Source organism: Novosphingobium sp. TH158, from assembly GCF_002855555.1.
GTDB lineage: Bacteria > Pseudomonadota > Alphaproteobacteria > Sphingomonadales > Sphingomonadaceae > Novosphingobium.
In genome coordinates this window covers 902,358-924,663 of sequence record NZ_PKRT01000001.1, presented here as the reverse complement: position 1 = coordinate 924,663, position 22,306 = coordinate 902,358, and the positions used below count along the sequence as shown (strand labels likewise).

22 protein-coding genes are annotated in these 22,306 nt (G+C 65.1%); 16 read left to right on the top strand and 6 right to left on the bottom strand.

The window, feature by feature from the left end; translation table 11 throughout:
- Window positions 1–73: 73 nt before the first annotated feature.
- The 7 genes from C0V78_RS04565 (at window position 74) to C0V78_RS14850 (ending at window position 8,295) form a co-directional block, all read left to right on the top strand.
- On the top strand, window positions 74–1,723 hold the full coding sequence (locus tag C0V78_RS04565; RefSeq protein WP_101796637.1) for an electron transfer flavoprotein-ubiquinone oxidoreductase: 1,650 nt from the start codon (window positions 74–76) through the stop codon (window positions 1,721–1,723).
- Between the two features lie 7 nt (window positions 1,724–1,730).
- Window positions 1,731–2,543, top strand: a complete 813-nt coding sequence (locus tag C0V78_RS04560) for a 4-(cytidine 5'-diphospho)-2-C-methyl-D-erythritol kinase (protein ID WP_101796636.1) — start codon at window positions 1,731–1,733, stop codon at window positions 2,541–2,543.
- Window positions 2,543–3,271, top strand: a complete 729-nt coding sequence (locus tag C0V78_RS04555) for an N-formylglutamate amidohydrolase (protein ID WP_101798197.1) — start codon at window positions 2,543–2,545, stop codon at window positions 3,269–3,271. Before C0V78_RS04560 ends, C0V78_RS04555 begins: the two co-directional genes overlap by 1 nt.
- 105 nt (window positions 3,272–3,376) lie before the next feature.
- A complete protein-coding gene (gene ilvD / locus C0V78_RS04550; RefSeq protein ID WP_101796635.1) occupies window positions 3,377–5,233 on the top strand; it encodes a dihydroxy-acid dehydratase in 1,857 nt (618 codons plus the stop codon).
- 14 nt (window positions 5,234–5,247) lie between these two features.
- A complete protein-coding gene (locus tag C0V78_RS04545; protein ID WP_101796634.1) occupies window positions 5,248–5,637 on the top strand; it encodes a hypothetical protein in 390 nt (129 codons plus the stop codon).
- A complete protein-coding gene (locus C0V78_RS04540; protein ID WP_101796633.1) occupies window positions 5,621–7,024 on the top strand; it encodes an NAD(P)H-hydrate dehydratase in 1,404 nt (467 codons plus the stop codon). Before C0V78_RS04545 ends, C0V78_RS04540 begins: the two co-directional genes overlap by 17 nt.
- Window positions 7,021–8,295, top strand: coding sequence for a class I SAM-dependent RNA methyltransferase (locus C0V78_RS14850; protein WP_101796632.1), 1,275 nt, complete (start codon window positions 7,021–7,023; stop codon window positions 8,293–8,295). Before C0V78_RS04540 ends, C0V78_RS14850 begins: the two co-directional genes overlap by 4 nt.
- Here the strand turns inward: C0V78_RS14850 and C0V78_RS04530 are convergent.
- The 3 genes from C0V78_RS04530 to C0V78_RS04520 all read right to left on the bottom strand — a co-directional run bounded on the left by C0V78_RS04530 (window position 8,292) and on the right by C0V78_RS04520 (window position 10,218).
- Window positions 8,292–8,729 (bottom strand): MAPEG family protein, encoded by a 438-nt coding sequence (locus C0V78_RS04530; RefSeq protein ID WP_254049818.1) that lies wholly within the window; start codon window positions 8,727–8,729, stop codon window positions 8,292–8,294. The two genes, C0V78_RS14850 and C0V78_RS04530, sit on opposite strands and share 4 nt — an antisense overlap.
- Window positions 8,730–8,739: 10 nt before the next feature.
- On the bottom strand, window positions 8,740–9,177 hold the full coding sequence (locus C0V78_RS04525; protein WP_101796631.1) for an MAPEG family protein: 438 nt from the start codon (window positions 9,175–9,177) through the stop codon (window positions 8,740–8,742).
- Between the two features lie 63 nt (window positions 9,178–9,240).
- Window positions 9,241–10,218: a threonine/serine dehydratase gene (locus C0V78_RS04520; protein ID WP_101796630.1), complete on the bottom strand. Its 978-nt coding sequence runs from the start codon at window positions 10,216–10,218 to the stop codon at window positions 9,241–9,243.
- Between the two features lie 50 nt (window positions 10,219–10,268).
- On the opposite strand from C0V78_RS04520, the gene C0V78_RS04515 reads away from it, so the two are divergent.
- The 3 genes from C0V78_RS04515 to C0V78_RS04505 all read left to right on the top strand — a co-directional run bounded on the left by C0V78_RS04515 (window position 10,269) and on the right by C0V78_RS04505 (window position 13,191).
- The gene (locus C0V78_RS04515) at window positions 10,269–11,480 is read left to right on the top strand and encodes a saccharopine dehydrogenase family protein (RefSeq protein WP_101796629.1); all 1,212 of its coding nucleotides are present in this window, start codon (window positions 10,269–10,271) and stop codon (window positions 11,478–11,480) included.
- A gap of 62 nt (window positions 11,481–11,542) precedes the next feature.
- A complete protein-coding gene (locus C0V78_RS04510; protein ID WP_101796628.1) occupies window positions 11,543–11,932 on the top strand; it encodes a GxxExxY protein in 390 nt (129 codons plus the stop codon).
- Window positions 11,933–11,991: 59 nt separating this feature from the next.
- Window positions 11,992–13,191 (top strand): carboxynorspermidine decarboxylase, encoded by a 1,200-nt coding sequence (locus C0V78_RS04505; protein ID WP_101796627.1) that lies wholly within the window; start codon window positions 11,992–11,994, stop codon window positions 13,189–13,191.
- Window positions 13,192–13,443: 252 nt separating this feature from the next.
- Here C0V78_RS04505 and C0V78_RS04500 read toward each other — a convergent pair whose 3' ends face one another.
- Complete coding sequence (locus C0V78_RS04500; RefSeq protein ID WP_101796626.1) at window positions 13,444–14,388, bottom strand: DUF3137 domain-containing protein; 945 nt, start codon at window positions 14,386–14,388, stop codon at window positions 13,444–13,446.
- A gap of 60 nt (window positions 14,389–14,448) precedes the next feature.
- Here C0V78_RS04500 and C0V78_RS04495 point away from each other — a divergent pair, with 60 nt between their 5' ends.
- The 3 genes from C0V78_RS04495 to C0V78_RS04485 all read left to right on the top strand — a co-directional run bounded on the left by C0V78_RS04495 (window position 14,449) and on the right by C0V78_RS04485 (window position 17,286).
- Window positions 14,449–15,000: a LemA family protein gene (locus C0V78_RS04495; RefSeq protein ID WP_101796625.1), complete on the top strand. Its 552-nt coding sequence runs from the start codon at window positions 14,449–14,451 to the stop codon at window positions 14,998–15,000.
- Between the two features lie 209 nt (window positions 15,001–15,209).
- Window positions 15,210–16,415 carry a type III PLP-dependent enzyme gene (locus C0V78_RS04490; protein ID WP_101796624.1) on the top strand — a complete coding sequence of 402 codons (1,206 nt, stop codon included), beginning with the start codon at window positions 15,210–15,212 and terminating at the stop codon, window positions 16,413–16,415.
- Between the two features lie 85 nt (window positions 16,416–16,500).
- Entirely contained in the window at window positions 16,501–17,286 is a 786-nt protein-coding gene (locus tag C0V78_RS04485; protein ID WP_101796623.1) for an SDR family oxidoreductase, read from the top strand.
- An 8-nt stretch (window positions 17,287–17,294) separates the two neighbouring features.
- On the opposite strand, the gene C0V78_RS04480 is transcribed toward C0V78_RS04485, so the two are convergent.
- The gene (locus tag C0V78_RS04480; RefSeq protein ID WP_101796622.1) at window positions 17,295–18,692 is read right to left on the bottom strand and encodes a short-chain fatty acyl-CoA regulator family protein; all 1,398 of its coding nucleotides are present in this window, start codon (window positions 18,690–18,692) and stop codon (window positions 17,295–17,297) included.
- A 145-nt stretch (window positions 18,693–18,837) separates the two neighbouring features.
- Between C0V78_RS04480 and C0V78_RS04475 the strand changes: the two genes are divergently transcribed.
- Both C0V78_RS04475 and C0V78_RS15005 read left to right on the top strand, forming a co-directional pair.
- The gene (locus C0V78_RS04475; protein WP_101796621.1) at window positions 18,838–20,427 is read left to right on the top strand and encodes an isocitrate lyase; all 1,590 of its coding nucleotides are present in this window, start codon (window positions 18,838–18,840) and stop codon (window positions 20,425–20,427) included.
- A 32-nt stretch (window positions 20,428–20,459) separates the two neighbouring features.
- Window positions 20,460–20,618, top strand: coding sequence for a hypothetical protein (locus tag C0V78_RS15005; RefSeq protein WP_173843334.1), 159 nt, complete (start codon window positions 20,460–20,462; stop codon window positions 20,616–20,618).
- Between the two features lie 91 nt (window positions 20,619–20,709).
- Here the strand turns inward: C0V78_RS15005 and C0V78_RS04470 are convergent, their stop codons facing one another.
- Window positions 20,710–21,363: a TetR/AcrR family transcriptional regulator gene (locus C0V78_RS04470; protein WP_101796620.1), complete on the bottom strand. Its 654-nt coding sequence runs from the start codon at window positions 21,361–21,363 to the stop codon at window positions 20,710–20,712.
- 77 nt (window positions 21,364–21,440) lie between these two features.
- Between C0V78_RS04470 and C0V78_RS04465 the strand changes: the two genes are divergently transcribed.
- On the top strand, window positions 21,441–22,280 hold the full coding sequence (locus C0V78_RS04465; RefSeq protein ID WP_101796619.1) for a TauD/TfdA family dioxygenase: 840 nt from the start codon (window positions 21,441–21,443) through the stop codon (window positions 22,278–22,280).
- Window positions 22,281–22,306: the final 26 nt, after the last annotated feature.

The window sequence follows — 22,306 nt, the reverse complement described above, 5'->3', positions numbered from 1 at the left end:
CTGCCTCGGCGCAGCAATCAAGGCGCAAGGCTGCAAACCGCGCCTTATGCGGGGTGAAATACGGGAAACTACGATGATCGAACGCGAATCGATGCCCTATGACGTGGTGATCGTTGGCGGCGGCCCGGCGGGCCTCGCAACGGCGATCCGCCTCAAGCAGGTGAATGCCGACCTTTCGGTCTGTATCCTTGAAAAGGGCTCGGAGATCGGAGCGCACATCCTTTCGGGTGCGGTCGTGGATCCCAAGGCGCTTGACGAGCTGCTGCCCGACTGGCGCGAAGACGGTTGCCCGATGGCAGAAACGCCCGTGACCGACAACTGGCACTGGTGGCTGACGCCGACCGGCAAGATGCCGATCCCGCACATGGTCATGCCACCCTTCATGTCGAACGATGGCAATTACACCGGTTCGCTGGGCAACCTGTGCCGCTGGCTGGCCGGCAAGGCCGAGGAACTGGGCGTGGAAATCTTCCCCGGATTCCCGGCTGCCGAAATCCTTTACGACGACAACGGCGCCGTGATCGGCGTGCAGACCGGCGACATGGGCGTGGACCGCGAAGGCAATCCCAAGCCCGATTTCATGGCCGGCATGAACCTGCTCGCCAAGTACACCGTCTTTTGCGAAGGTGCGCGAGGTCATCTGACCAAGCGGCTGAAAGCCAAGTACGATCTTGAACGTGATTGCCAGCCGCAGAAGTACGGCATCGGTATCAAGGAGCTGTGGGATATCGATCCCGCAAAGCACGTTCCGGGCCGCGTCCTGCACACGCAGGGCTGGCCGCTTTCGGAAAGCGGATCGGGCGGCGGCGGCTTCCTGTACCACCAGGCGAACAACCAGGTCGCTCTCGGCTTCGTCACCACGCTGGACTATGCCAACCCCTATGTCTTCCCGTTCGAGGAATTCCAGCGCTGGAAGCAGCACCCGGAAATCCGCAGCATCCTGGAAGGCGGCAAGCGCGTTTCCTATGGCGCGCGCGCGATCAACGAAGGCGGCTGGCAGGCTGTGCCGCACTTGTCGTTCCCCGGCGGCGTCCTTGCCGGCTGCTCGGCAGGTTTCGTCAACGTGCCGCGTATCAAGGGCAGCCATACCGCGATGAAGAGCGGCATCCTGGCGGGCGAGGCCATTGCCGCCGCCATTGGCGCCGGGCGTGAGCAGGATTCGCTTGTCGAGTACGAAGATTCCGTCCGTTCCAGCTGGATCGCCAAGGAACTTCAGCTCGTCCAGAACTCCGAACCGATCCTGGCGAAGTTCAACGGCGACATGCTGGGCACCGTGCTGGCCGGTATCGAGATGTGGCTGCGCTACCTGAAGATGCCGCTGGTCAAGCCGATGAAGCATCACGCGGATTCGACCACGCTGCAGCGCGCCGACCTGTACCAGCCGATCCACTATCCCAAGCCCGACGGGGTGATCAGCTTCGATCGCCTGACCAGCGTTTCCTTCTCGTTCACCAACCACGAGGAAGAACAGCCCTGCCATCTCAAGGTGGCCGATCTGGAACTGCAGAAGTCGAGCGAGCTGGCCGTCTATGCCGGTCCCTCGACGCGGTATTGCCCGGCCGGCGTTTACGAATGGCTGACCGACGAGAACGGCCAGCCCAAGTACCAGATCAACGCGCAGAACTGCGTCCACTGCAAGACCTGCGACATCAAGGACCCCAACGGCAACATCACATGGGTGGCGCCCGAAGGTGGCGGCGGGCCGAACTACCCGAACATGTGAGCGCCGCGTGGCGCTCACCGAAACTGCCTATGCCAAGATCAACCTCGCGCTGCATGTCCGCAGGCGGCGCGAGGATGGCTATCACGAGCTGGAAACGCTATTCGCCTTCTGTGATTTCGGGGACGAACTTTCGGTCCGCAGGTCCGCAGTTGACGAGTTGAAGTGCTTTGGCGAGTTTGGCGGCGAACTTTCTGATCCCTTTGGCAATATCGTTGCAAAGGCGCTGACGGCGCTGCCTCGCCCGACCGGTTGGGCGGTGACGCTGGAAAAGCGGCTCCCGGTTGCCGCGGGGCTTGGCGGCGGATCTGCCGATGCCGGGGCGGTGTTCCGCCTTGTCGAGCGCGAGCAGGGGCTTCCCGAGGACTGGCATGAGCGGGCGGCCAGGCTGGGCGCCGATGTTCCGGCCTGCGTCCGCTCGCGGGCCTGCGTGGGTCGCGGAACGGGCACGCAGCTGGAAGAAGTGGCGAACGACCTTGCCGGAACGCCGGTTCTGCTCGTCAACCCGCGCATGCCGCTGGCGACCGGTCCGGTGTTCAAGGGCTGGGAGGGGGTCGATTGCGGCGCGCTGCCCGAGGGCGATTTGCGCACCATCGCACTGCAGGGGCGCAATGACCTGGAAGAACCGGCGATCCGGCTTTGCCCCGCCATTGCCGAAGTGCTCTCGGCGCTGCGGCAAACGCAGGCCTGGCTAGTCCGCATGTCGGGCTCGGGTGCCACCTGCTTTGCCCTGTTCGACAGCGATGACGCCATGCAGGCAGCATCCGGCGCAATTGCCCGCGATCATCCGGCCTGGTGGCAGATGGGCGGGAAGCTGCGGTGATGGAGGATCCCTGGCGCCTTCTCGGCACGCCGCGCTTTGGCGGCATTTTCGTGGTCTCGGACCATGCCTCAAACCATGTGCCCGCGGATATCGCGCTGGGCGTGGATCCGGCGCTGCTCGACGAGCATATCGCGGTGGACATCGGGGTGCGCGAGGTGGGGGAACTGATGGCGCAGCGCGCAGGCATTGCCGCCTTCCAGTGCACGGTCAGCCGCCTGGTCTGCGACGTCAACCGCGAGGAGCACGCGCCGGGCGTCATTCCCATCGCCAGCGACGGCCACGCGATCCCCGGCAATGCCATCGACCATGCCGGGCACCTCGAACGGCTGGAGCGCTTCTTCCACCTCTATCACCGTGCACTGGGCACTGTTCTGGACGATTGCCCGCCAGGACTTATCCTTTCCCTGCACAGTTTTACGCCGCAACTTTCATCCCATCCCGAGGAGGCGCGGCCCTGGCAGGTGGGAGTGCTTTACAACCAGGACGACCGCGCCGCGCGGATCGCCATTCCGCTGCTTGAGGCAGAAGGGCTGATGGTGGGCGACCAGCAGCCCTATTCCGGCCAGCTGCTCAATTACACGATGAACCGCCATGCCGAGGCGGAGGGGCGGCCCTATCTTGGTGTCGAGGTGAGGCAGGACCAGATATGTCACCCGCAAGGGCAGGCAATCTGGGCGGAAAGGCTGGCGCGCATCGCTAACCGCGTCGCCATCGAACTTGGTTGCTGATTGCCGCTGAAACCGTTGCAAATATTACCTTCGACTGGCGGCCCGCGCTGGGTTAGGGAGCGCGTGCTTTCAGCCATGTCAGTTAGATAACAGAAAGTCGCTTCCATGCCTGCTTACCGTTCCCGCACCTCTACCCACGGCCGCAACATGGCCGGCGCCCGCGGCCTGTGGCGCGCCACGGGGATGAAGGATTCGGACTTCGGCAAGCCGATCATCGCGGTGGTGAACAGCTTCACGCAGTTCGTGCCCGGCCACGTCCACCTGAAGGACCTGGGCCAGATGGTCGCCCGCGAGATCGAGGCGGCGGGCGGCGTCGCCAAGGAATTCAACACCATCGCGGTGGATGACGGCATCGCCATGGGGCATGACGGCATGCTCTATTCGCTGCCCAGCCGCGACCTGATCGCCGACAGCGTGGAATACATGGTCAACGCGCACTGCGCTGATGCCATGGTCTGTATCTCCAACTGCGACAAGATCACCCCCGGCATGCTGATGGCGGCGATGCGCATCAACATCCCCGTGGTCTTCGTTTCCGGCGGCCCGATGGAAGCCGGCAAGGTGGTGCTGCGCGGCAAGGAAGTGGCGCTCGACCTGGTCGATGCCATGGTTGCGGCAGCCGACGAATCCTACAGCGACGAGGAAGTGAAGACCATCGAACGGTCTGCCTGCCCCACCTGCGGATCGTGCTCGGGCATGTTCACGGCCAATTCGATGAACTGCCTTACCGAGGCGCTGGGCCTGTCGCTGCCCGGCAACGGTTCGGTGCTGGCGACCCACGCCGACCGCAAGGAGCTGTTCCTGCGCGCCGGCCGCCTCGCCGTGGAACTGTGCCGCCGCTATTACGAACAGGAAGATGAAAGCGTGCTGCCGCGCTCCATCGCCAGCTTCAAGGCGTTCGAGAACGCCATGAGCCTCGATATTGCGATGGGCGGTTCGACCAACACCGTGCTCCACCTGCTTGCCGCCGCGCATGAAGCCGGGGTGGATTTCACCATGGCCGACATCGACCGCCTTTCGCGCCGGGTTCCCTGCCTGTCCAAGGTCGCCCCGGCCAAGGCGGACGTGCACATGGAAGACGTTCACCGGGCTGGCGGCATCATGTCGATCCTGGGCGAGCTGGAACGTGCCGGCCTGATCCACGCCGACCTGCCGACGGTCCACAGCCCGACCCTGGGCGATGCGCTGGCGAAGTGGGACATCGGCCGCAGCGATGATGCGCAGGTCGGCGAATTCTTCCGCGCCGCGCCGGGCGGCGTGCCCACGCAGGTCGCCTTCAGCCAGGACCGTCGCTGGGAAAGCCTCGATACCGATCGCGAAACCGGCGTGATCCGCTCGGCCGAACATGCCTTCAGCAAGGATGGCGGGCTGGCCGTGCTGTTTGGCAATATCGCGCGCGACGGCTGCATCGTGAAGACGGCGGGCGTCGATGAAAAGATCCTGAAGTTCACCGGCCCGGCAGTCGTGTTCGAAAGCCAGGACGCGGCGGTGACCGGCATCCTGACCGGACAGGTCAAGACGGGCGATGTCGTCGTCATCCGCTATGAAGGGCCGAAGGGCGGCCCGGGCATGCAGGAAATGCTCTACCCCACCAGCTACCTCAAGTCGAAGGGCCTGGGTGCGGCCTGCGCGCTGATCACCGACGGACGCTTTTCGGGCGGCACTTCGGGCCTGTCGATCGGCCATGCCTCTCCCGAAGCGGCGGAAGGCGGGGCGATCGGGCTGGTCGAGCAGGGGGACCTGATCGAGATCGACATTCCGAACCGCACGATCAACCTTGTGGTGTCGGACGAAGTGCTGGAAGCGCGCCGGGCGGCCCAGGATGCCAAGGGCTGGAAGCCGGCGAAGGATCGTCCGCGCAAGGTTTCCACCGCGCTGCAGGCCTATGCCGCGCTCACCACCAGCGCGGCGCGCGGGGCGGTGCGCGATGTTTCGCAGTTGACGAAGCCCGCCAAGGGGTGATTGGTAGGCAGGTGATGCGTATCGCCTGCCTCCTGCCGGTCGTGCTGCTGGCCGCCTGTTCGGCAGGCGGCGATGGCACTGCCGCAGCCGCTGCCTCGGGCGAGGCGGAAGCGGCAGTTGCCGAGGACAATTCGGTGGGCTGCGCGCTGGCGGGCGCGAAAACCTTTGGCCGCACCTGCACGCGCGAGATTGCGCGCGAGGACCTGGGCGAAGTGTGGATCATCCGCCACCCGGACGGCGGCTTTCGCCGTTTCGTGCTGATCGAGGGCGGCACCCGCATCGCCACGGCCGATGGCGACAAGGAAGTGCGCGCCGAGCGGGTGGGCGGCGAACTGGAAGTGCGGGTGGAAAGCGATCGCTATCGCTTCCCTGCCGCGCCAGAGGCCAATGCCAGCGGCGCCTGACCAGGTCCTGACGGTTGCGCAGATGCGCGCCGCCGAGGAAGCGCTGATCCGCGCGGGATCGAGCGTCGATGCCCTGATGCAGATCGCCGGACGCGGCGCGGCGGAATGGGTCTGGCGCATGGCCGGCAGCACGCGTTCGGTCACCGTGCTGTGCGGCCCCGGCAACAACGGCGGCGATGGCTATGTGATTGCCGAGGCGATCGGCGAGCGTGGCGGCACGGTGACGGTCATTGCCGCGACCGAGCCGCGCACCGATGCCGCGCGCAATGCGCGGTCGCTCTATCGCGGGGAAGTGCTGGGGCCGGATGCCGCGGTAAAGGGCGAGGTGCTGGTCGATTGCCTGTTCGGCAGCGGGCTCGCCCGGCCCCTGGTCGAGGAGCACCTTGGCCTGCTTTCCCGCCTTTCCCGCGACCATGCCATGCGCATCGCCATCGACGTGCCTTCGGGCGTCGAGAGCGACAGCGGCGCGGCTCTGAACGCAGGCCTGCCCGATTATCACCTGACCATCGCGCTGGGGGCATGGAAGCAGGCGCACTTCCTGATGCCGGCCTGCGCCATGATGGGGGCAATGCGCCTCGTCGGGATCGGGGTTGCGCCAGTGCCAGGTGCGGCAATTCTGGTGAGGCAGCCGCGCCTTTGCGCTCCGGCGGCAGACGCGCACAAGTATCGACGGGGCCTGTTGGGCGTGGTCGGCGGCGAAATGCCGGGGGCTGCGCTGCTGGCGGCGCAGGCGGCGCAGGGTGCCGGCGCGGGTTATGTGAAACTTCTGGGGGGCGGCACTGCCCAACTGCCGCGCGATATCGTCGGCGATGCCCGCGCCTTGCCAGAGGCGCTGGCAGACAAGCGCTGGTCCGCCTTGCTGGTCGGCCCGGGCCTTGGCCGCCATGCGAGCGGGATCGAGGCGCTGGTGGAGGTGCTGGCGACGCCGGTGCCCGCCGTGATCGATGCCGATGCGCTGGTGCTGCTTTCGCAACGCCATCTGTCGGAACGCCAAGCTCCGGCAATCGCCACCCCGCACGAAGGCGAGCTGGCCGCGATGGAACGCACGTTCGACTGTGCGGGCGAGGGGGCAAAGCCCGATCGCGCGCGCAGGCTTGCAGCGGCAACGGGCATGGTCGTGGTCGCCAAGGGGCCGGATACGGTGATTGCCGCGCCCGATGGTCGCCTGGCATTTGCCCCGCGCGCTTCTGCCTGGCTTTCGACCGCCGGCACGGGCGATGTCCTGGCCGGGGCAATCGCCAGCCGCCTTGCCAACGGGGCCGATGCCTTTGCCGCTGCTTGCGAAGGGCTGTGGCTGCATGGCGAGGCAGCGCACCTGTGCGGCCCCGCTTTCTCGGCGGCAGAGCTTGCCCAAACCGTGCGCCGCGCCTACGCGGCCTGCCTGTGAGCCAGACCGAAAACGAACCCGCCGAAGTGATCCTGCGCATCGCCGCCAAGGGCGATGGCTTAACCGCGTCAGGTCGCTTTGCCTGGGGGACGGCACCGGGCGACCTGTTGCACGCCGATGGCCGCATCGAACCGGGGCCGCATCATGCAACGCCGCCCTGCCGCCATTTCGGCCAGTGCGGCGGCTGCCAGTTGCAGCAGCTGGACGAGCCTTCGCTGGCCGATTTTGTCGAGGCGCGGGTGGCCAACGCCTCCAGCAGCCAGGAACTGGGCGCGGAACATTTCGCGCCGCCGCACCTTTCGCTGCCCCACACGCGCCGGCGCGCCTCGCTGCGGGCGGAAAGCTCGGGCGGGCGGGTCGTCCTGGGCTTTCGCGAGGCGAAATCGCACCGCGTGGTCGAACTGGCCGAATGCCCCGTCATGCTGCCGCAGTTCGTCGCGTTGCTCGCCCCCTTGCGCAAGCTGCTGATCCGGTTGGGGCAGGAACAGGAGGTGCCGCGGCAAGGCCGCCGCGGTGCGAAGGGCAAGCATTCGCACGCGCGCATGGCCTCCGATATCGAACTGGCCATGACCGAACAGGGCATTGACCTTGGCATCAAGGGACTGTCGGCAAACGGTCTGGCGGCGACCGAGCTGCTGCTCGATTTCGCGCGCGAACAGGGCCTTGCCCGCATCGTGCTGGACCAGGGCTATGGACCCGAAGCGGTCTGGGAGCCTGAGCCGGTGACGGTCAAGCTGGGCGGGATCAGCGTGCCATTCCCGGCCGGGGCCTTCCTTCAGGCCACGCTCGATGGCGAGGCGGCGCTGGTTGGCGCGGCCTGCGAATGGCTGGAAGGCGCGGCGAATGTCGCGGACCTGTTCTCGGGCCTTGGCACTTTCGCCTTTGCGCTGGCGCGGCAGGGATCGCGCGTGCTTGCGGTAGAGGCCGCGCGCGATGCCCATCTGGCCTGCAAGATGGCGGCAGAGCGGGCGCAATTGCCGCTGTTTGCCATGCACCGCGACCTGTTCCGCAACCCGCTGCTGGCCGATGAGCTTGGCAAGTTCGATGCCGTGGTGCTCGATCCGCCGCGTGCCGGTGCGCGCGAACAGGTGGAGCGGCTGGCCGACAGCACCGTGGGCCGCGTGGTCTATGTCAGCTGCAATCCGTCAAGCTGGTCGCGCGATGGCGCGCTGCTCATCGATGCCGGCTACCGGCTGGCAGAGGTGCGCCCGGTCGGCCAGTTCCGCTGGTCCACCCATGTGGAACTGGCCAGCCTGTTCGTCCGCGATTAGTGGAACAGCGCGATCAGCAGGTGCAGCACCAGCGCCATCAGGCACAGGCTGGATAGCGCGAAGAGCGAGAAGCGCAGCAGCACCTTGTTGACCGTTGCCTGCACCAGCGAGTGGGCCACCCGCAGCGCCACATAGGCCCAGCCCAGCGTGGCGTTCAGCCCATCACCCTGTCCGATCAGGGCCAGGGCGAGCGCAACCGCGTAGAACACGGTCGGCGCTTCGTGCAGGTGGTTGTAATTGTGCGCCTTCCACTGGATCTGCGCGGGCAGGTAATCGTCGAGCGAATTGGTCGGGTTCTTGGCCAGGTCATCGGGGTTGAGCTTGGCGGCGGTCATGGCCGGCAGGCGGGTGGCATACATCCAGATCCACATGATCATGGTCCACCCGGCCAGCACGGCCACCGGCTTGAGGATTTCCATTCCGATATGCTGCATGATCCCCTCCTCAGTATCCGCTGAACAGCGAAAGCTTCACCGCGTCCACCGCCAGCACCACCAGGCACAGGGTTGAAAGCAGGAACAGCGCAAAGCGCACCGGGACGCGGTTGACCGTTGCCTGCCAGAGCGAATGGATGATGCGGAAGCCGACATAGGCCCAGGCGAACCATACATCGTGCTGGCTTGCGCCAAGGATCGCGATGATCGCGACCGAGGCATAGAACAGCGTCGGTTGCTCCATCAGGTGCGCATAGTTGTGCGCCTTCCAGTTGACCGCATCCGGCAGCACGCCTTCAAGGTTCTGGCCGCGCCCGCCGGGTTTGCCCTTCGACAGGTCGATCCCTGCTTTCGCCATTGCCGGAAAGCGGGTTCCCCCCATCCAGAACAGCATGACGATAGACCACAGCACCAGCACGGCGGCCGGGGCAAGCATCTGAGCCTGCATCGCGTTTCTCCCCTGTTTTCTGCGGGGGAGACTGCGGCCCGGTCAATCGATTGTCAATTGCAACTAATCTGCGCTCGCCAGCACCTCGGCAAAGGCGGCGGCATCGGTGTTGCCACCCGAAAGCACGATCACCGTTCGCCCGTCGAGGCTGACCTTGCCCGCCAGCGCCGCTGCCAGCGCCGCCGCGCCGCCGGGCTCGACGACCAGCCGCAGCTGCGCGAAGGCCAGACGCTGCGCCGCGCGCACTTCGGCGGGGGTGACCGATAGCCCGAAGGGAACGCGCGCCTTCAGTACTTCGAAGTTGATCGGGCGGGTGGCGGGTGTCTGCAAGGCATCGCAGGCCGTGGGGAACGCGGGATCGGCCACCGGCACGATCTCGCCCGCGGCAAGGCTGCGGCACACGTCGTCCCAGCCTTCGGGCTCTACCGGCACGATCGCGGCATCGGGGCAGGCGAGGGCAAGGCCCGCCGCAAGCCCGCCGCCACCGCATGGGGTGACGATCCGCGTCGGCGCGCCAATCCCGCGGCGCTCCATCTGTGCAGCCAGCTCCAGCCCGGTGGAGCCCTGTCCCTCGATCACCCAGGGATCGGCAAAGGCATGGACCAGCGTTGCGCCCCGTTCCTCGCAAAGGCGCGCGGCAACTGTATCGCGGTCTTCCCCGCCGGGCCGGTCGTACAGCACCACTTCGGCACCCAGCGTGCGGGTATTGGCAAGCTTCACCGCCGGCGCATCGACCGGCATGACAATCGCCGCGCGGATGCCCAGCCGCCGCGCAGCCCATGCGACGCCCTGCGCGTGGTTGCCGCTCGACACGCCGACCACGCCGCGCGCCTTTTCCTCATCCGAAAGGTCGGACAGGCGATGCCACGCCCCCCTGATCTTGAACGCGCCTATGGGCTGCAGGCACTCCGCCTTGCACCACACCGTCGTGCCGCGGATATCGAGTTCAAGCAGCGGCGTTTCGGGCAGGAACCCGGCCAGCTTGGCAGCGGCGCGGGCAACGCCTTCGGCCGTGGGCTTGCGTTGTCCTTGAGAAGTCATGCCAGCAGCCTATATGACCGCCCTTCGCTTTCCCCAATAGGAGATGGGCTTTGAGCAAGGTTCTGGTGATCGGCGCAGGCGGCGTCAGCTCGGTCTGTGTGCACAAGATGGCCTTCAACCCGGACATTTTCAGCGAGATCCACCTCGCCAGCCGCACGCTTGCCAAGTGCGACGCCATTGCCGAATCGGTAAAGGCGCGCTGCGGCGTGGACGTGGCCACCTATGCCATCGATGCCGAAGATGTGCCCGCGCTCACCGCGCTGATCGAACAGATCCGGCCGAAGCTGGTGGTCAACCTTGCGCTGCCTTACCAGGACCTCACCATCATGGAGGCCTGCCTGAACGCCGGCGTCGATTACCTCGACACCGCGAACTACGAGCCCAAGGACGTCGCCAAGTTCGAATACAAGTGGCAGTGGGACCTGCATGACCGCTTCAAGGAGCGCGGCATCATGGCGCTGCTGGGATCGGGCTTCGATCCGGGCGTCACCAGCGTCTTCGCCATGTGGCTCAAGAAGCACAAGCTGAAGACCATCCGCCAGCTCGACATCCTCGATTGCAACGGCGGCGATCACGGGCAGGCCTTTGCGACGAACTTCAACCCGGAAATCAACATCCGCGAAGTCACCGCCAATGCCCGCCACTGGGAAAACGGCCAGTTCGTCGAAACCCCGCCGCTGTCGAAGAAGGTGGCCTTCGATTTCGACGCGGTCGGCCCGAAGAACATGTACATGATGTACCACGAAGAGCTGGAAAGCCTCGCGAAGTTCCTGCCCGAACTGGAACGCGCGCGTTTCTGGATGACCTTCGGCGATGCCTATATCAACCACCTGACCGTGCTGAAGAACGTGGGCATGATCGGCATCGAGCCGATCGAGTTCCAGGGCCAGCAGATCGTGCCGCTGCAATTCCTCGCCGCCGTGCTGCCGAAGCCCGAAACGCTCGGCCCGACGACCAAGGGCAAGACCAACATCGGCGACATCGCCACCGGCGAGGCGCTCGACGGGTCGGGCGAAAAGACCTTCTACATCTACAACATCTGCGACCATGAGGACGCCTATGCCGAAACCGGCAACCAGGCGATCTCCTACACCACCGGCGTCCCCGCCATGATCGGCGCGGCCATGATGCTGACCGGTGCGTGGCAGGGCGAGGGCGTGTTCAACATGGAGCAGATGGACCCCGATCCGTTCATGGACATGCTCAACAAGCATGGCCTGCCGTGGCAGGTCAAGGAACTGCCGGGGCCGGTGGAGTTCTGATCGCAAAGCCCGGATTCGTTCACGCAGAGGCGCAGAGGAAGAAAGGGAGGCGCAGAGGGGCTGTGCTTGCTATTGATGAACTCAGCGCCGCGGCCATTGCTGAGGCCATCTCGATTCACAGGGAATTAGGACCTGGATTGTTCGAATCTGTTTACGAGTCGGTACTTGCTGGGCGCTTGAGGAAGCGGGGCCTGAAGGTTGAGCGGCAGGTTCAAGTGAAGGCCGTCTTCGACGGCGAGACTTACGATCCGGCGTTCAAGGTAGACATCCTCGTAGAGGAACGGCTCGTGATTGAGGTCAAGGCGGTCGAACGGTTAGCCAAGGCCCATGCCAAGCAGGTGTTAACCTATCTCAGATTGCTGAAACAGTCTGTAGGGCTGCTCCTCAATTTTTCCGAAGAGACGATGAAAGACTGCATTCGAAGAATCGTGAATGATTACAAACCCGAATGACTCCTCCGCGCCTCCCTTTCTTCCTCTGCGCCTCTGCGTGAACTGATCGGACCTTTAATATGGAAACCAGAGCAGGCGATCCGGGTGCCTTTGCCCACTTCGACCTCAATCGCGTCGACAGCCCCGCTTTCGTGGTGGACGCCGCGAAGCTGCGTGAGAACCTGCGCGTGCTGGCCGATATCGGCGAGCGGTCCGGCGCGAAGGTGCTGGCTGCGCTCAAGGCCTTTTCGATGTGGTCGGTCGCGCCGATCGTGGGCGAATACCTTGATGGCGTCTGCACGTCGGGCCTGTGGGAAGCCCGGCTCGCCTCCGAATTCTACGATGGCGAGATTGCGACCTATTGCGCCGCCTACAAGGCCGAGGACCTTCCCGAGATCCTGCGCCATTCGGACCACGTGATCTTCAATTCGCCCAACCAGATCGAGCGCTTCCAGCCGATCATCGAGGCGGCACGGGCGGCGGGTCAGCATTTCGACATCGGCCTGCGGATCAACCCCCTGCATCCCGAGGGCGAGGTGCCGCGCTATGATCCCTGCGCTCCGCATTCGCGCCTTGGCTTTCCCATCGACCAGTTGACGGCAGAGCATGTCGCGATGATCGACGGCCTGCACATGCACACCCTGTGCGAGCAGGATTTCGAACCGCTTGCCCGCACCTGGGACAAGGTCTTCGATTTCCTCGAGCCGCATTTCGGCGAGTTTTCGTGGATCAACCTTGGCGGCGGGCATCATATCACCCGCGCCGATTACCAGCGCGACGAGCTGGTGGATTTCCTCAGGGACATGGCCGAGGATACCGGGGCGCAGGTCTATATCGAGCCCGGCGAGGCGGTGGCGCTCGATGCCGGGATCCTCGTTGGCGAAGTGCTCGACACCCAGTTCAACGGCATGCCCGTGGCCGTGACCGACATTTCCGCCACCTGCCACATGCCCGACGTGATCGAGGCGCCCTATCGCCCGGCCATGCTTGGCGAACTGCCGCTCGACGAGGAGATCGTCGATGAGGGGCAGGGCGGGGCCGTGCGCCTTGGCGGTCCATCCTGCCTCGCCGGTGACGTAATCGGCGACTATCGCCTGCCCGTGCCGTGCGAGCCGGGCGCGCGCTTCGCCTTCCTTGACCAGGCGCACTATTCGATGGTCAAGACCACGACCTTCAACGGCGTGCCACTGCCATCGATCTGGCTGTGGGACAGCGAAACCGACCAGCTCGAATGCATCAAGCGCTTCGGCTGGGAAACCTTCCGCGACCGGCTGAGCTAGCAGGAGTGGGCTGCGCTGTCCGGCGCTGTCCTACATCGCCGCGAAATGAGAGAAGGGGGCATGGCCTCCTTCGCTTCCCCGCCTTGCTTGCCCCCGCTTCACGCCCAGCGGGGAAGCGGTGCGCGCCTGGCCCGGAATTATTTATTTTCCGCGCGTTCCGGTGCCGTATCGGGCCGGAAACCCCAGCGTTCCTGCGGGCTCGCGAGGTTGACGCCGAGGTTTACACGGTGTCAACCTTGTCAACCTCAAGCCTCAGCGCGGCCGCTCGTTCAGTTGCACGGCAAGGTCGGCAAGGGTGCCGAACTGGTCGATGGTCTGTTCCAGCAGCATCCGGTCATGATTGGCTTCAAGCGAGCCGCTTTCGAACAGGTTGCCGCTTTCCAGCAGGATCAGCATCCGCCCCTCGATGAACAGCGCGCGGACTTTCTCGCCGGCAAAGGCCGCCTCTACGGCCAGCAGGCGCTCGACATATTCGGGATGGACAAGGTAGCGCGCCTCGACCGGATCGTTGGACCAGACGGCGAACAGGTCCTGGAAACGGGGATCGACAAGGTCGATGCGGGCAAGCTGCACGCCGCCCAGCTCGATCTCGTCCTTGTCGCCCAGAAGGCCGAAGAAGCTTTGCCGCCGGCCGGCCCGCTCGATCAGCGTCACGCCGTGGAAGCGCCGGGTAAGACCGATCTGCATCAGCGATCCGTTGAATACCGTGACCCAGTGCGAGGACTTGCCGGAACTGCGCTTTTCCTCAAGCCTGGCCTGGTAAAGCATGAATTCCTGCTGGCCCAGGGTGCCGCGCCACAGGTCTTCGAAGCTCGCCCGGTCATGCCCGGGCAGCATGTCGAAGCTGCGGGCAAGGTCGAACTCGCCACCCGGCGATACCTCGACCGCATATTCCATGCCGAGCGAACGGGCGATGGCGCCGTTAATGCCGCCCTTTATCGTGTTGGTAACCTTGCGCTTCGAATATTCGGCAATGCCGAACCCGCCCGCACCGACGAAAAACCCGCCCTGGAGCGCTGCCGAAACCTGCCCGTTGAACAGAACGATCAGCACGGCAACCACGCAGGCGGCGATGATTGCCCATTTCTGGATCGCGGCGGCGCGGGCGCGGGCAGCGGCGCGATCGCCATCCTGGGTGGCCAGCCACTGGCCCAGCTCTCCGGCCATCAGGCTGTCAGGGTCGGGTCGAACGATCATGCGGCTTGCGTCCTTGCGCGGCTGTGATAGCCATCATGCTGTAATTCGGGGGACTTTGCCATGTTCTTGATGATCGTCATCGCCGCTGTCGTCATCCTCGCGCTGATGATGATCGCCATCTATAACCGGCTTGTCGGGATGCGCCAGACGGTGAACCAGGGGCTGGCGGACATCGACGCCCAGCTACGCCAGCGGCATGACCTGATCCCCAACCTCGTCGCCTCGGTAAAAGGCTATGCCGCGCACGAGAAGGAAACCTTCGACGCGGTGATCGCCGCGCGCAACCGGGCCGAAGCGGGCGGGGGCATCGATCCGGCGGCAGAGGCAGGGCTGGGGGCGGCGCTTGGCAAGCTGATTGCCCTGGCGGAGGCCTATCCCGACCTGAAGGCCAGCGCCAACTTCCAGTCGCTACAGGGCGAACTGGCCGATGTGGAAGACAAGCTGGCTGCCGCGCGCCGTGCGCTCAATGCCGCGGTTGCGCGCTACAACGCCGGGCGGGAGAGCTTCCCGGCGGTGCTCTTCGCCTCTGCCTTCGGATTCCAGGCAGCAGAGATGCCGCGAATCGGCGAGTCGGAAAGTGCCGTGGCCCTGCCTCCGAAAGTGGAGTTCTGATCGCAGCGGAAAACCCCGGCTAAGCGCCCGGAAATGCAAGCGATTCAGACCCTTTGACAGAGGGGTAAACCGGCGAACTGATTTTCACTTGCAGTTCATATCCAGCGGCGTATAGCGCACCCCCGCTGCCCCAAGGGGACTTCCAATAACCGCAAGGCAGCTTCGTCTTCGTGTTACCTGGCCGGTAGGCCTATTGGGGGTCCCTTGAGTTGCACAGCTATCCTGACGCATCGGCTGTAGTTCGCGCGCTCGCGCCTGACGAACCCGTTATCATCAATCGCCCGCACGCCGCCGCGCGCGCCGCCCGCTTCTTTGTCGAGAAGTTCCCGGGCCGCTCGCTCTATGCGGTGAAGGCCAACCCCTCGCCGGACCTGCTCAAGGTCCTGTGGGGTGCCGGCGTGACCCATTACGACGTCGCCTCGATTGCCGAGGTCCGCATGGCCCGCGCCGCCCTGCCCGAGGCAGAGCTGTGCTTCATGCACCCGGTGAAGACCGCTTCTGCCATTCGCGAGGCCTACTTCGACCATGGCGTGAAGACCTTCAGCCTCGACACGCACGAGGAACTGGAGAAGATCGTCGCCGCGACGGCCAAGGAAGACGGCTCGCCGGCCGAGGACCTGCGCCTCTGTGTGCGCCTGCGCGTATCGTCGGAGCACTCGAAGCTCAGCCTCGCGGCCAAGTTCGGCGTCGATCTCGCCGATGCCGCCCCGCTGCTCCAGGCTGCGCGCCAGGTGGCGGACTGGCTGGGCGTGTGCTTCCATGTCGGCAGCCAGGCGATGACGCCCTTTGCCTATGTCCAGGCCATGGAGCGCGTTCGCGTCGCCATCGTCGATGCCTCGGTCACGGTCGACATCATCGACGTGGGCGGCGGCTTCCCGTCGATCTACCCGGGCATGGAACCGCCGCCGCTGGAAGACTTCTTCGGTGCCATCCATCGCGCCTTCGAATCGCTGCCGGTGTCCTACTCGTCGGAACTGTGGTGCGAGCCCGGCCGCGCGCTTTGCGCCGAGTACAACTCGCTTGTCGTCAAGGTCGAGAAGCGCCGCGGGGAAGAGCTGTACATCAACGAAGGCGCCTATGGCGCGCTGTTCGATGCAGCGCACATCGGCTGGCGCTTCCCGGTCAAGCTGCTGCGCGACAGCGCGGAAGAGCTGGCAGAGGACTTCGCCTTCTTCGGCCCGACCTGCGACGACATGGACTATATGGAAGGGCCCTTCGCGCTTCCGGCCGATGTCCAGCCGGGTGACTGGATCGAGATCGGCATGCTCGGCGCCTATGGCGCGGCCATGCGCACGAAGTTCAACGGCTTCGGGCATGGTGCCGTGGTCGAGACCACGGACGAGCCGATGGCCAGCCAGTACCGCGGTGACCGGCGCGATCCGCGCGTTTCGGACAACGTCGTCTCGCTGCGCTGATCCGCACGCTGCATAGCCTGCCAAATCGTCCGGGCGGCGCTGGTTCGATAGCCAGCGCCGCACGATTTGGTTAGCCTTGCGCCCGATGAACCCCTTTCGCGACCGCTACGGCCCCGTGGCCCTCGTCACCGGCGCAAGCTCTGGCATCGGTACAGGCTTTGCCGAGGAACTGGCAGCGCGCGGCATGGATCTTGTCCTGGCGGCACGGCGGATGGACCGTCTGGCCGCACTGAAGCAGCGACTTGAGGCGGAACACGGCATTGCAGTGCAGGTCGTCGAGAGCGACCTGGCCCAACCGGATGCGGCGGAGCGCCTCTTTGCAGCCTGCGAGGGAACGGACGTCGGCCTGGTCGTCAGCAATGCCGGGTTCGGCGCGAAGGGCTGGTTCGAGGGCGTCGACCGCTCCGTCATGGCCGAGATGCTGATGGTCAACTGCCACGCGCAGATGCAGCTGGCACACCGCTTCCTGCCCGGGCTCAAGGCGAAGGGGCGGGGCGGCCTGCTGCTCGTCTCGTCGGTAGAGGGGCTGATGGGCGGGCCGTTCTCCACGGCCTATGCCGCGACCAAGGCGCTGGTCGTTGCGCTTGGCGAAGGTCTGTGGGGCGAATTGCAGGGTTCAGGGGTGGATGTGCTGACGCTCACCCCCGGGGCGACCGAGAGCGAGGCGGCGGCCAAGCAGGGCTTCGATCCGGCGCTGATGCAGAATGTCCAGCCGGCCCGCGAATGTGCCGCACTGGCGCTCGACAACCTGTCCAACGGCCCGACCTTTTGCCCGAACGCGCACTACCGCGCCCTGTTCGAGCGCATGACCGCCATGCCGCGCCGGGATGCCCTGCTGGCGATGGCGCAGGGCATGCGGCCGAAGGGCTAGCTGCGCCTTCAATCGTCAACGAAGACGTAAGGGGCAGGGGCCCGGCGCTGGTCATCGGCAATGATCTCGCGCCCGATCGGCGGCGCCGCGCGGGCCGTGCATTGGGCACGCGGGCAGATGCGGCAGGTCACGCCGATCGGGGTTGCCGGGGTCGATGCCGGGTCGCTTCCCCGGGCATATACCAGCTGCGGCGCGTGTTCCGCCGCGCAGGCGAGCGCAACGGCATGCTGCACCTCAAGTTCGCCCCACGAATGGCCGCCTGTCGTCACCGAGCGGGCAATAGCGAAGAAGCGCTGTCCATCCGGCAGTTCGAGCCACTGGGTCAGCACTTGTGATGGTGCGCTGAAAGCGGAATGGACGTTCCACAAGGGGCAGCCGCCGCCGTGCGCGGCAAAGGGGAACCCGGCGCCATCAAGACGCTTGGAGACATTGCCCGCCGGGTCGACACGGATGAAGAAGAACGGCACGCCCTCCGCTCCCGGACGATGTAGCGTGGTGAGCCGGTGGGCAACCTGCTCGAAACTGGCGCCGAACAGGTTGGCCAGCGCCTCGACATCGTAGGCACGCTCCCGTGCGGCCCTGGCGAAGCGTTCGTAAGGCATGCGCAGGGCCGCCGCAGCATAGCCCGCCAGCGCCCGCCGGGTCAGCACTTCGCCGGTCTTGCTGGCAAAGGTCTCGCGCCGCAGCAGCGTGGCGATATCCTCGCGCATCGCGGTGTAGGCAATGTGCAGGGCCACCTGGAACTTGCGGCTCGGTCCGGGCAGGGTATCGGCGATCAGCACCTGCTGGTTGTGCCGGTCAAACCGGCGCACGGCATCGACGAGGACGTGCGCCGGGACATAGCGCAGCCGCACGCCCTTGCGCTTCAGCCAGTCCTGCGACCCGCCGGCTTCGGCAATCTCGCCTGCCAGTTCCTCGGCCCGTGCATCAAGGCTGGGGAAGAAGTTGCGGTTGGCGGCAATGAAGCGCCGAACCTCGCCAACCGGGTCTCCCGCCTCGTCATCGCCGCCGTTCTCGCGCAGGGCGGCAAGCGCCAGTTGTTCGCGCGCATAGGCCCCGTGAAGCCGCAGCAGGGCTTCGGTCACGCCGGGAAAGCTGGTCGCAAGGTCGGCGATTTCCAGCCCCGGCAGGTCGATATCGGCAAACAGGGGGTCACGCAGGATGTCCGTCAGCCGCCGCGCATAGTCCTCCGCATCCTCTCCGGCGAGATCGGCAACGTCGAGGCGGTAGGTCTTGGCCAGGCGAAGCAGCAGTTCGGCGGTCAGCGGCCGGGAGTTGCGCTCAAGCAGGGCGACGTAGCTCGCCGAGATGCCAAGATCGTCAGCCATGGTCTGCTGCGTCAGGCCCAGTTCGCGGCGCAGGCGGCGCAGGCGGGGGCCGAGGTAGAGGGGTTTTGACTGGCTCATATTGTACACCTTGTCATGTCTGCACATCTTTACAATGAAAATCTGTAAAGATTGACAAACCGACTCTGCGGACCATTCCGCAGTGCACAATCGCGGCATATCCCGGGCAGCAATTCCATACCGCCTTTCAAAGGGAACCGCCACCGTGACCTACCAGCAGTCGATTACCGAAGCCGCCGGCGCCATCGAACCCTTCCGCCAGACCTGGGACGGCATCGAGGCCGAATCCGTCGCTCGCATGCGGCTGCAGAACCGCTTCCACACCGGCCTCGACATCGCGCGCTACACCGCCAAGATCATGCGCCGCGACATGGCCGCCTATGATGCGGATCCGGCTGCCTATACCCAGTCGCTGGGCTGCTGGCACGGTTTCATCGGCCAGCAGAAGCTCATTTCGATCAAGAAGCACTTCGGCACCACCAAGGGCCGCTACCTTTATCTCTCGGGCTGGATGGTTGCCGCGCTGCGCAGCGAATTCGGTCCGCTGCCGGACCAGTCGATGCATGAAAAGACCAGCGTTCCGGCGCTGATCGCCGAACTGTACACCTTCCTGAAGCAGGCTGACGCCCGCGAACTGGGCATGATGTTCCGCGATCTGGACAAGGCCCGCGAAGAAGGCAACGCGGTTGAGGCGCAGCGCCTGCAGCAGGCGATCGATAACTACGAAACGCACGTCGTTCCGATCGTTGCCGATATCGACGCCGGTTTCGGCAATGCCGAGGCGACCTACCTGCTCGCCAAGAAGTTCATCGAAGCGGGTGCCTGCTGCATCCAGATCGAGAACCAGGTTTCCGACGAAAAGCAGTGCGGCCACCAGGATGGCAAGGTTACTGTCCCGCATGAGGACTTCCTCGCCAAGATCCGCGCTGTCCGTTACGCCTTCATGGAACTGGGCGTTGACGATGGCGTGATCGTCGCCCGCACCGACTCGCTGGGCGCCGGTCTCACCAAGCAGATCGCCTATACCCGTGAGAAGGGCGACATCGGCGATCAGTACAACGCCTTCCTCGACTGCGAGGAAGTGACCGAGATCGGCCATGGCGACGTGCTCATCACCCGCGATGGCAAGCTGATGCGTCCCAAGCGCCTGCCGTCCAACCTGTTCCAGTTCCGCACCGGTACGGGCGAGGACCGCTGCGTGCTCGATTGCATCACTTCGCTTCAGCACGGTGCCGACCTGCTGTGGATCGAAACCGAGAAGCCGCACATCGAGCAGATTGCCGGCATGGTCGATCGCATCCGTGAAGTCGTGCCCAATGCCAAGTTGGTCTACAACAATTCGCCCAGCTTCAACTGGACTCTTAATTTCCGCCAGCAAGTGTTTGATCGCTGGGTTGAAGAAGGCCGCGACGTTGCCGCCTATGACCGCGCCAAGCTGATGAGCGTGGACTATGACGGCACCGAACTGGCCGCCGAAGCCGACGAAAAGATCCGCACCTTCCAGCGTGACGCTGCGGCTCGCGCCGGGATCTTCCACCACCTCATCACCCTGCCGACCTATCACACGGCGGCGCTCAGCACCGACAACCTGGCGAAGGAATACTTCGGCGAGGCCGGGATGCTGGGCTACGTCAAGAACGTCCAGCGCGCGGAAATCCGCCAGGGTATCGCTTGCGTGAAGCACCAGAACATGTCGGGCAGCGACATCGGTGACGATCACAAGGAATACTTCGCCGGTGAAGCTGCGCTCAAGGCCGGCGGAATTCACAACACGATGAACCAGTTCGCTGCATAACCTGTAGTAGTTTCTAGCCAAGGAGCAGTATCATGGCCGAACCTTCCCGCGCCCGCGCCGTCCTTTCCAACGAGGACTTCAAGCTGATCCGCGAGGCCGTGCTGCACTACCTCAAGGTCATCGAGGACAAGCCGGAATCGGTGAAGTTCTCGAACCTTTACCACCGCCTCGGCAGCGCTGCCGGACGGTAAGCATCCGTTCCTGGGGAGGAACTCCGGCCCGTCACGCACCCCCATGCGTGGCGGGCCGGTTGCGTTCTGGCCCGACTGCTCTCCGACAGGATCAGTGCAGGATGCCGTGGAGGAACAGCCGCACGGCGTTGCGGGTCTGGCGCTCCACCTCGTCCTCGCTGAGCTGCACGCCCCAGGCGACGATGTTTGCCGGCCCGCCGGCAACAAGGTGGACGAAGGCATAGGCGCTCGTCCGGGCGTCGGCCGGACTGGCGAACCGCGTCGGCAGGCGGCGGTGGAACAGGTCCGCGAGGTAATCGACCGTCGGGCCGGTGCCGCGGCGCAGTGAATGTTCGCCGATTTCCGGCATGCGGATCGATTCGGCATTGGTGATCCGCATGAGGCGCAGGCCCTCGCGGCTGAGGATGTTGCCGACAAGGATGCGGCCGATTTCCAGCAGGCTCGCCTCGAAGTCCTCACCCTCGGCCTCGCGCAGGCGCTCGATCGGTACGATCCATTCGTCGATGGCGCGTTGCAGCGCGGTGCGGAACAGCGTGTCCTTGTCGCCATAGCGCGCATAGACCGTGCGCTTCGCCATGCCGACGGCGGCCGTGATCGCCTCGATGGTCGTGCGTTCGAAGCCGTTTTCGAGGAACAGGTCGAGCGCCTTGTCCAGCAGCTCGTTGTTGCGCGCCTCCGCCTGCTTGCGCGTCGGGCGGCCCGGGCTGCGGTGTCTCTTGAAGGTGGCAGTCCTGGGCTTTTCCATGCGTGACGCTTGATTATTGAAACGGTCTGGGTGACAATACACCCTAGTCGATAAACACAACAAAGGCGAGGGATGCCATGACGATCAAATCCGAACCGCTGACCGAACACACCGGATCGGAGATATTCGTTGACCGCGAAGCGCTGATCAGCGGCGCGCTTTCGCCCGCAATCCGCGAACTGCTGGTGCAGCGCGGCGTGATCATCGCGCGCGGCCTGCACCTGACCGATGACGAGCAGCGCGCCTTCACCCGCACCATGGGCGATCTGCGACTCGGCACCGTCAAGCAGGAGGGCGAGGAGGGCCTGCAGAAGGTGACCTTCGACGAGAAGGTGAACCCGGACTATGCCAAGTTCTTCTTCGGCAGCCTGCTGTGGCACATGGACGGCACTTACGAAGAAGTGCCGCCCTTCGCCACGATCCTGACCCCGCGCGTCCTTTCCGCAACCGGCGGGCAGACCGAGTTCACCAGCAACTACGCAACCTACGAAGCGCTGCCCGATGACGAGAAGGCCTGGCTCGATACGCTCAAGGTCGTGCACACCATGCAGGCCGCGCTGTTCCCCGGTAAGCCCGATTGCACGGTGGAGGAGTTCGCCCTGTGGCATTCCTACCCCAACCGCGAGCACCCGCTGGTTTGGCATCACAAGACCGGCCGCAAGAGCCTGGTGCTTTCCACCTCGGGCAGCCACGTTGTCGGCATGCATCCGGCCGAGAGCCATGACCTGCTCCAGCGGCTGATGGCCCATGCCACGCAGCCCCGCTTCGTCTATCGCCACGAATGGCAGATGGGCGACCTGCTGATCTGGGACAACACCGGCACCATGCACCGCGCCATGCCCTATCCGGCAGACAGCGGCCGCCAGCTCCACCGTTTCACGCTCAACGGCGAGGAGCCGGTGCGCGGCGTGGCCTGATGCCATCGCGAGGTTGACAAGGTTGA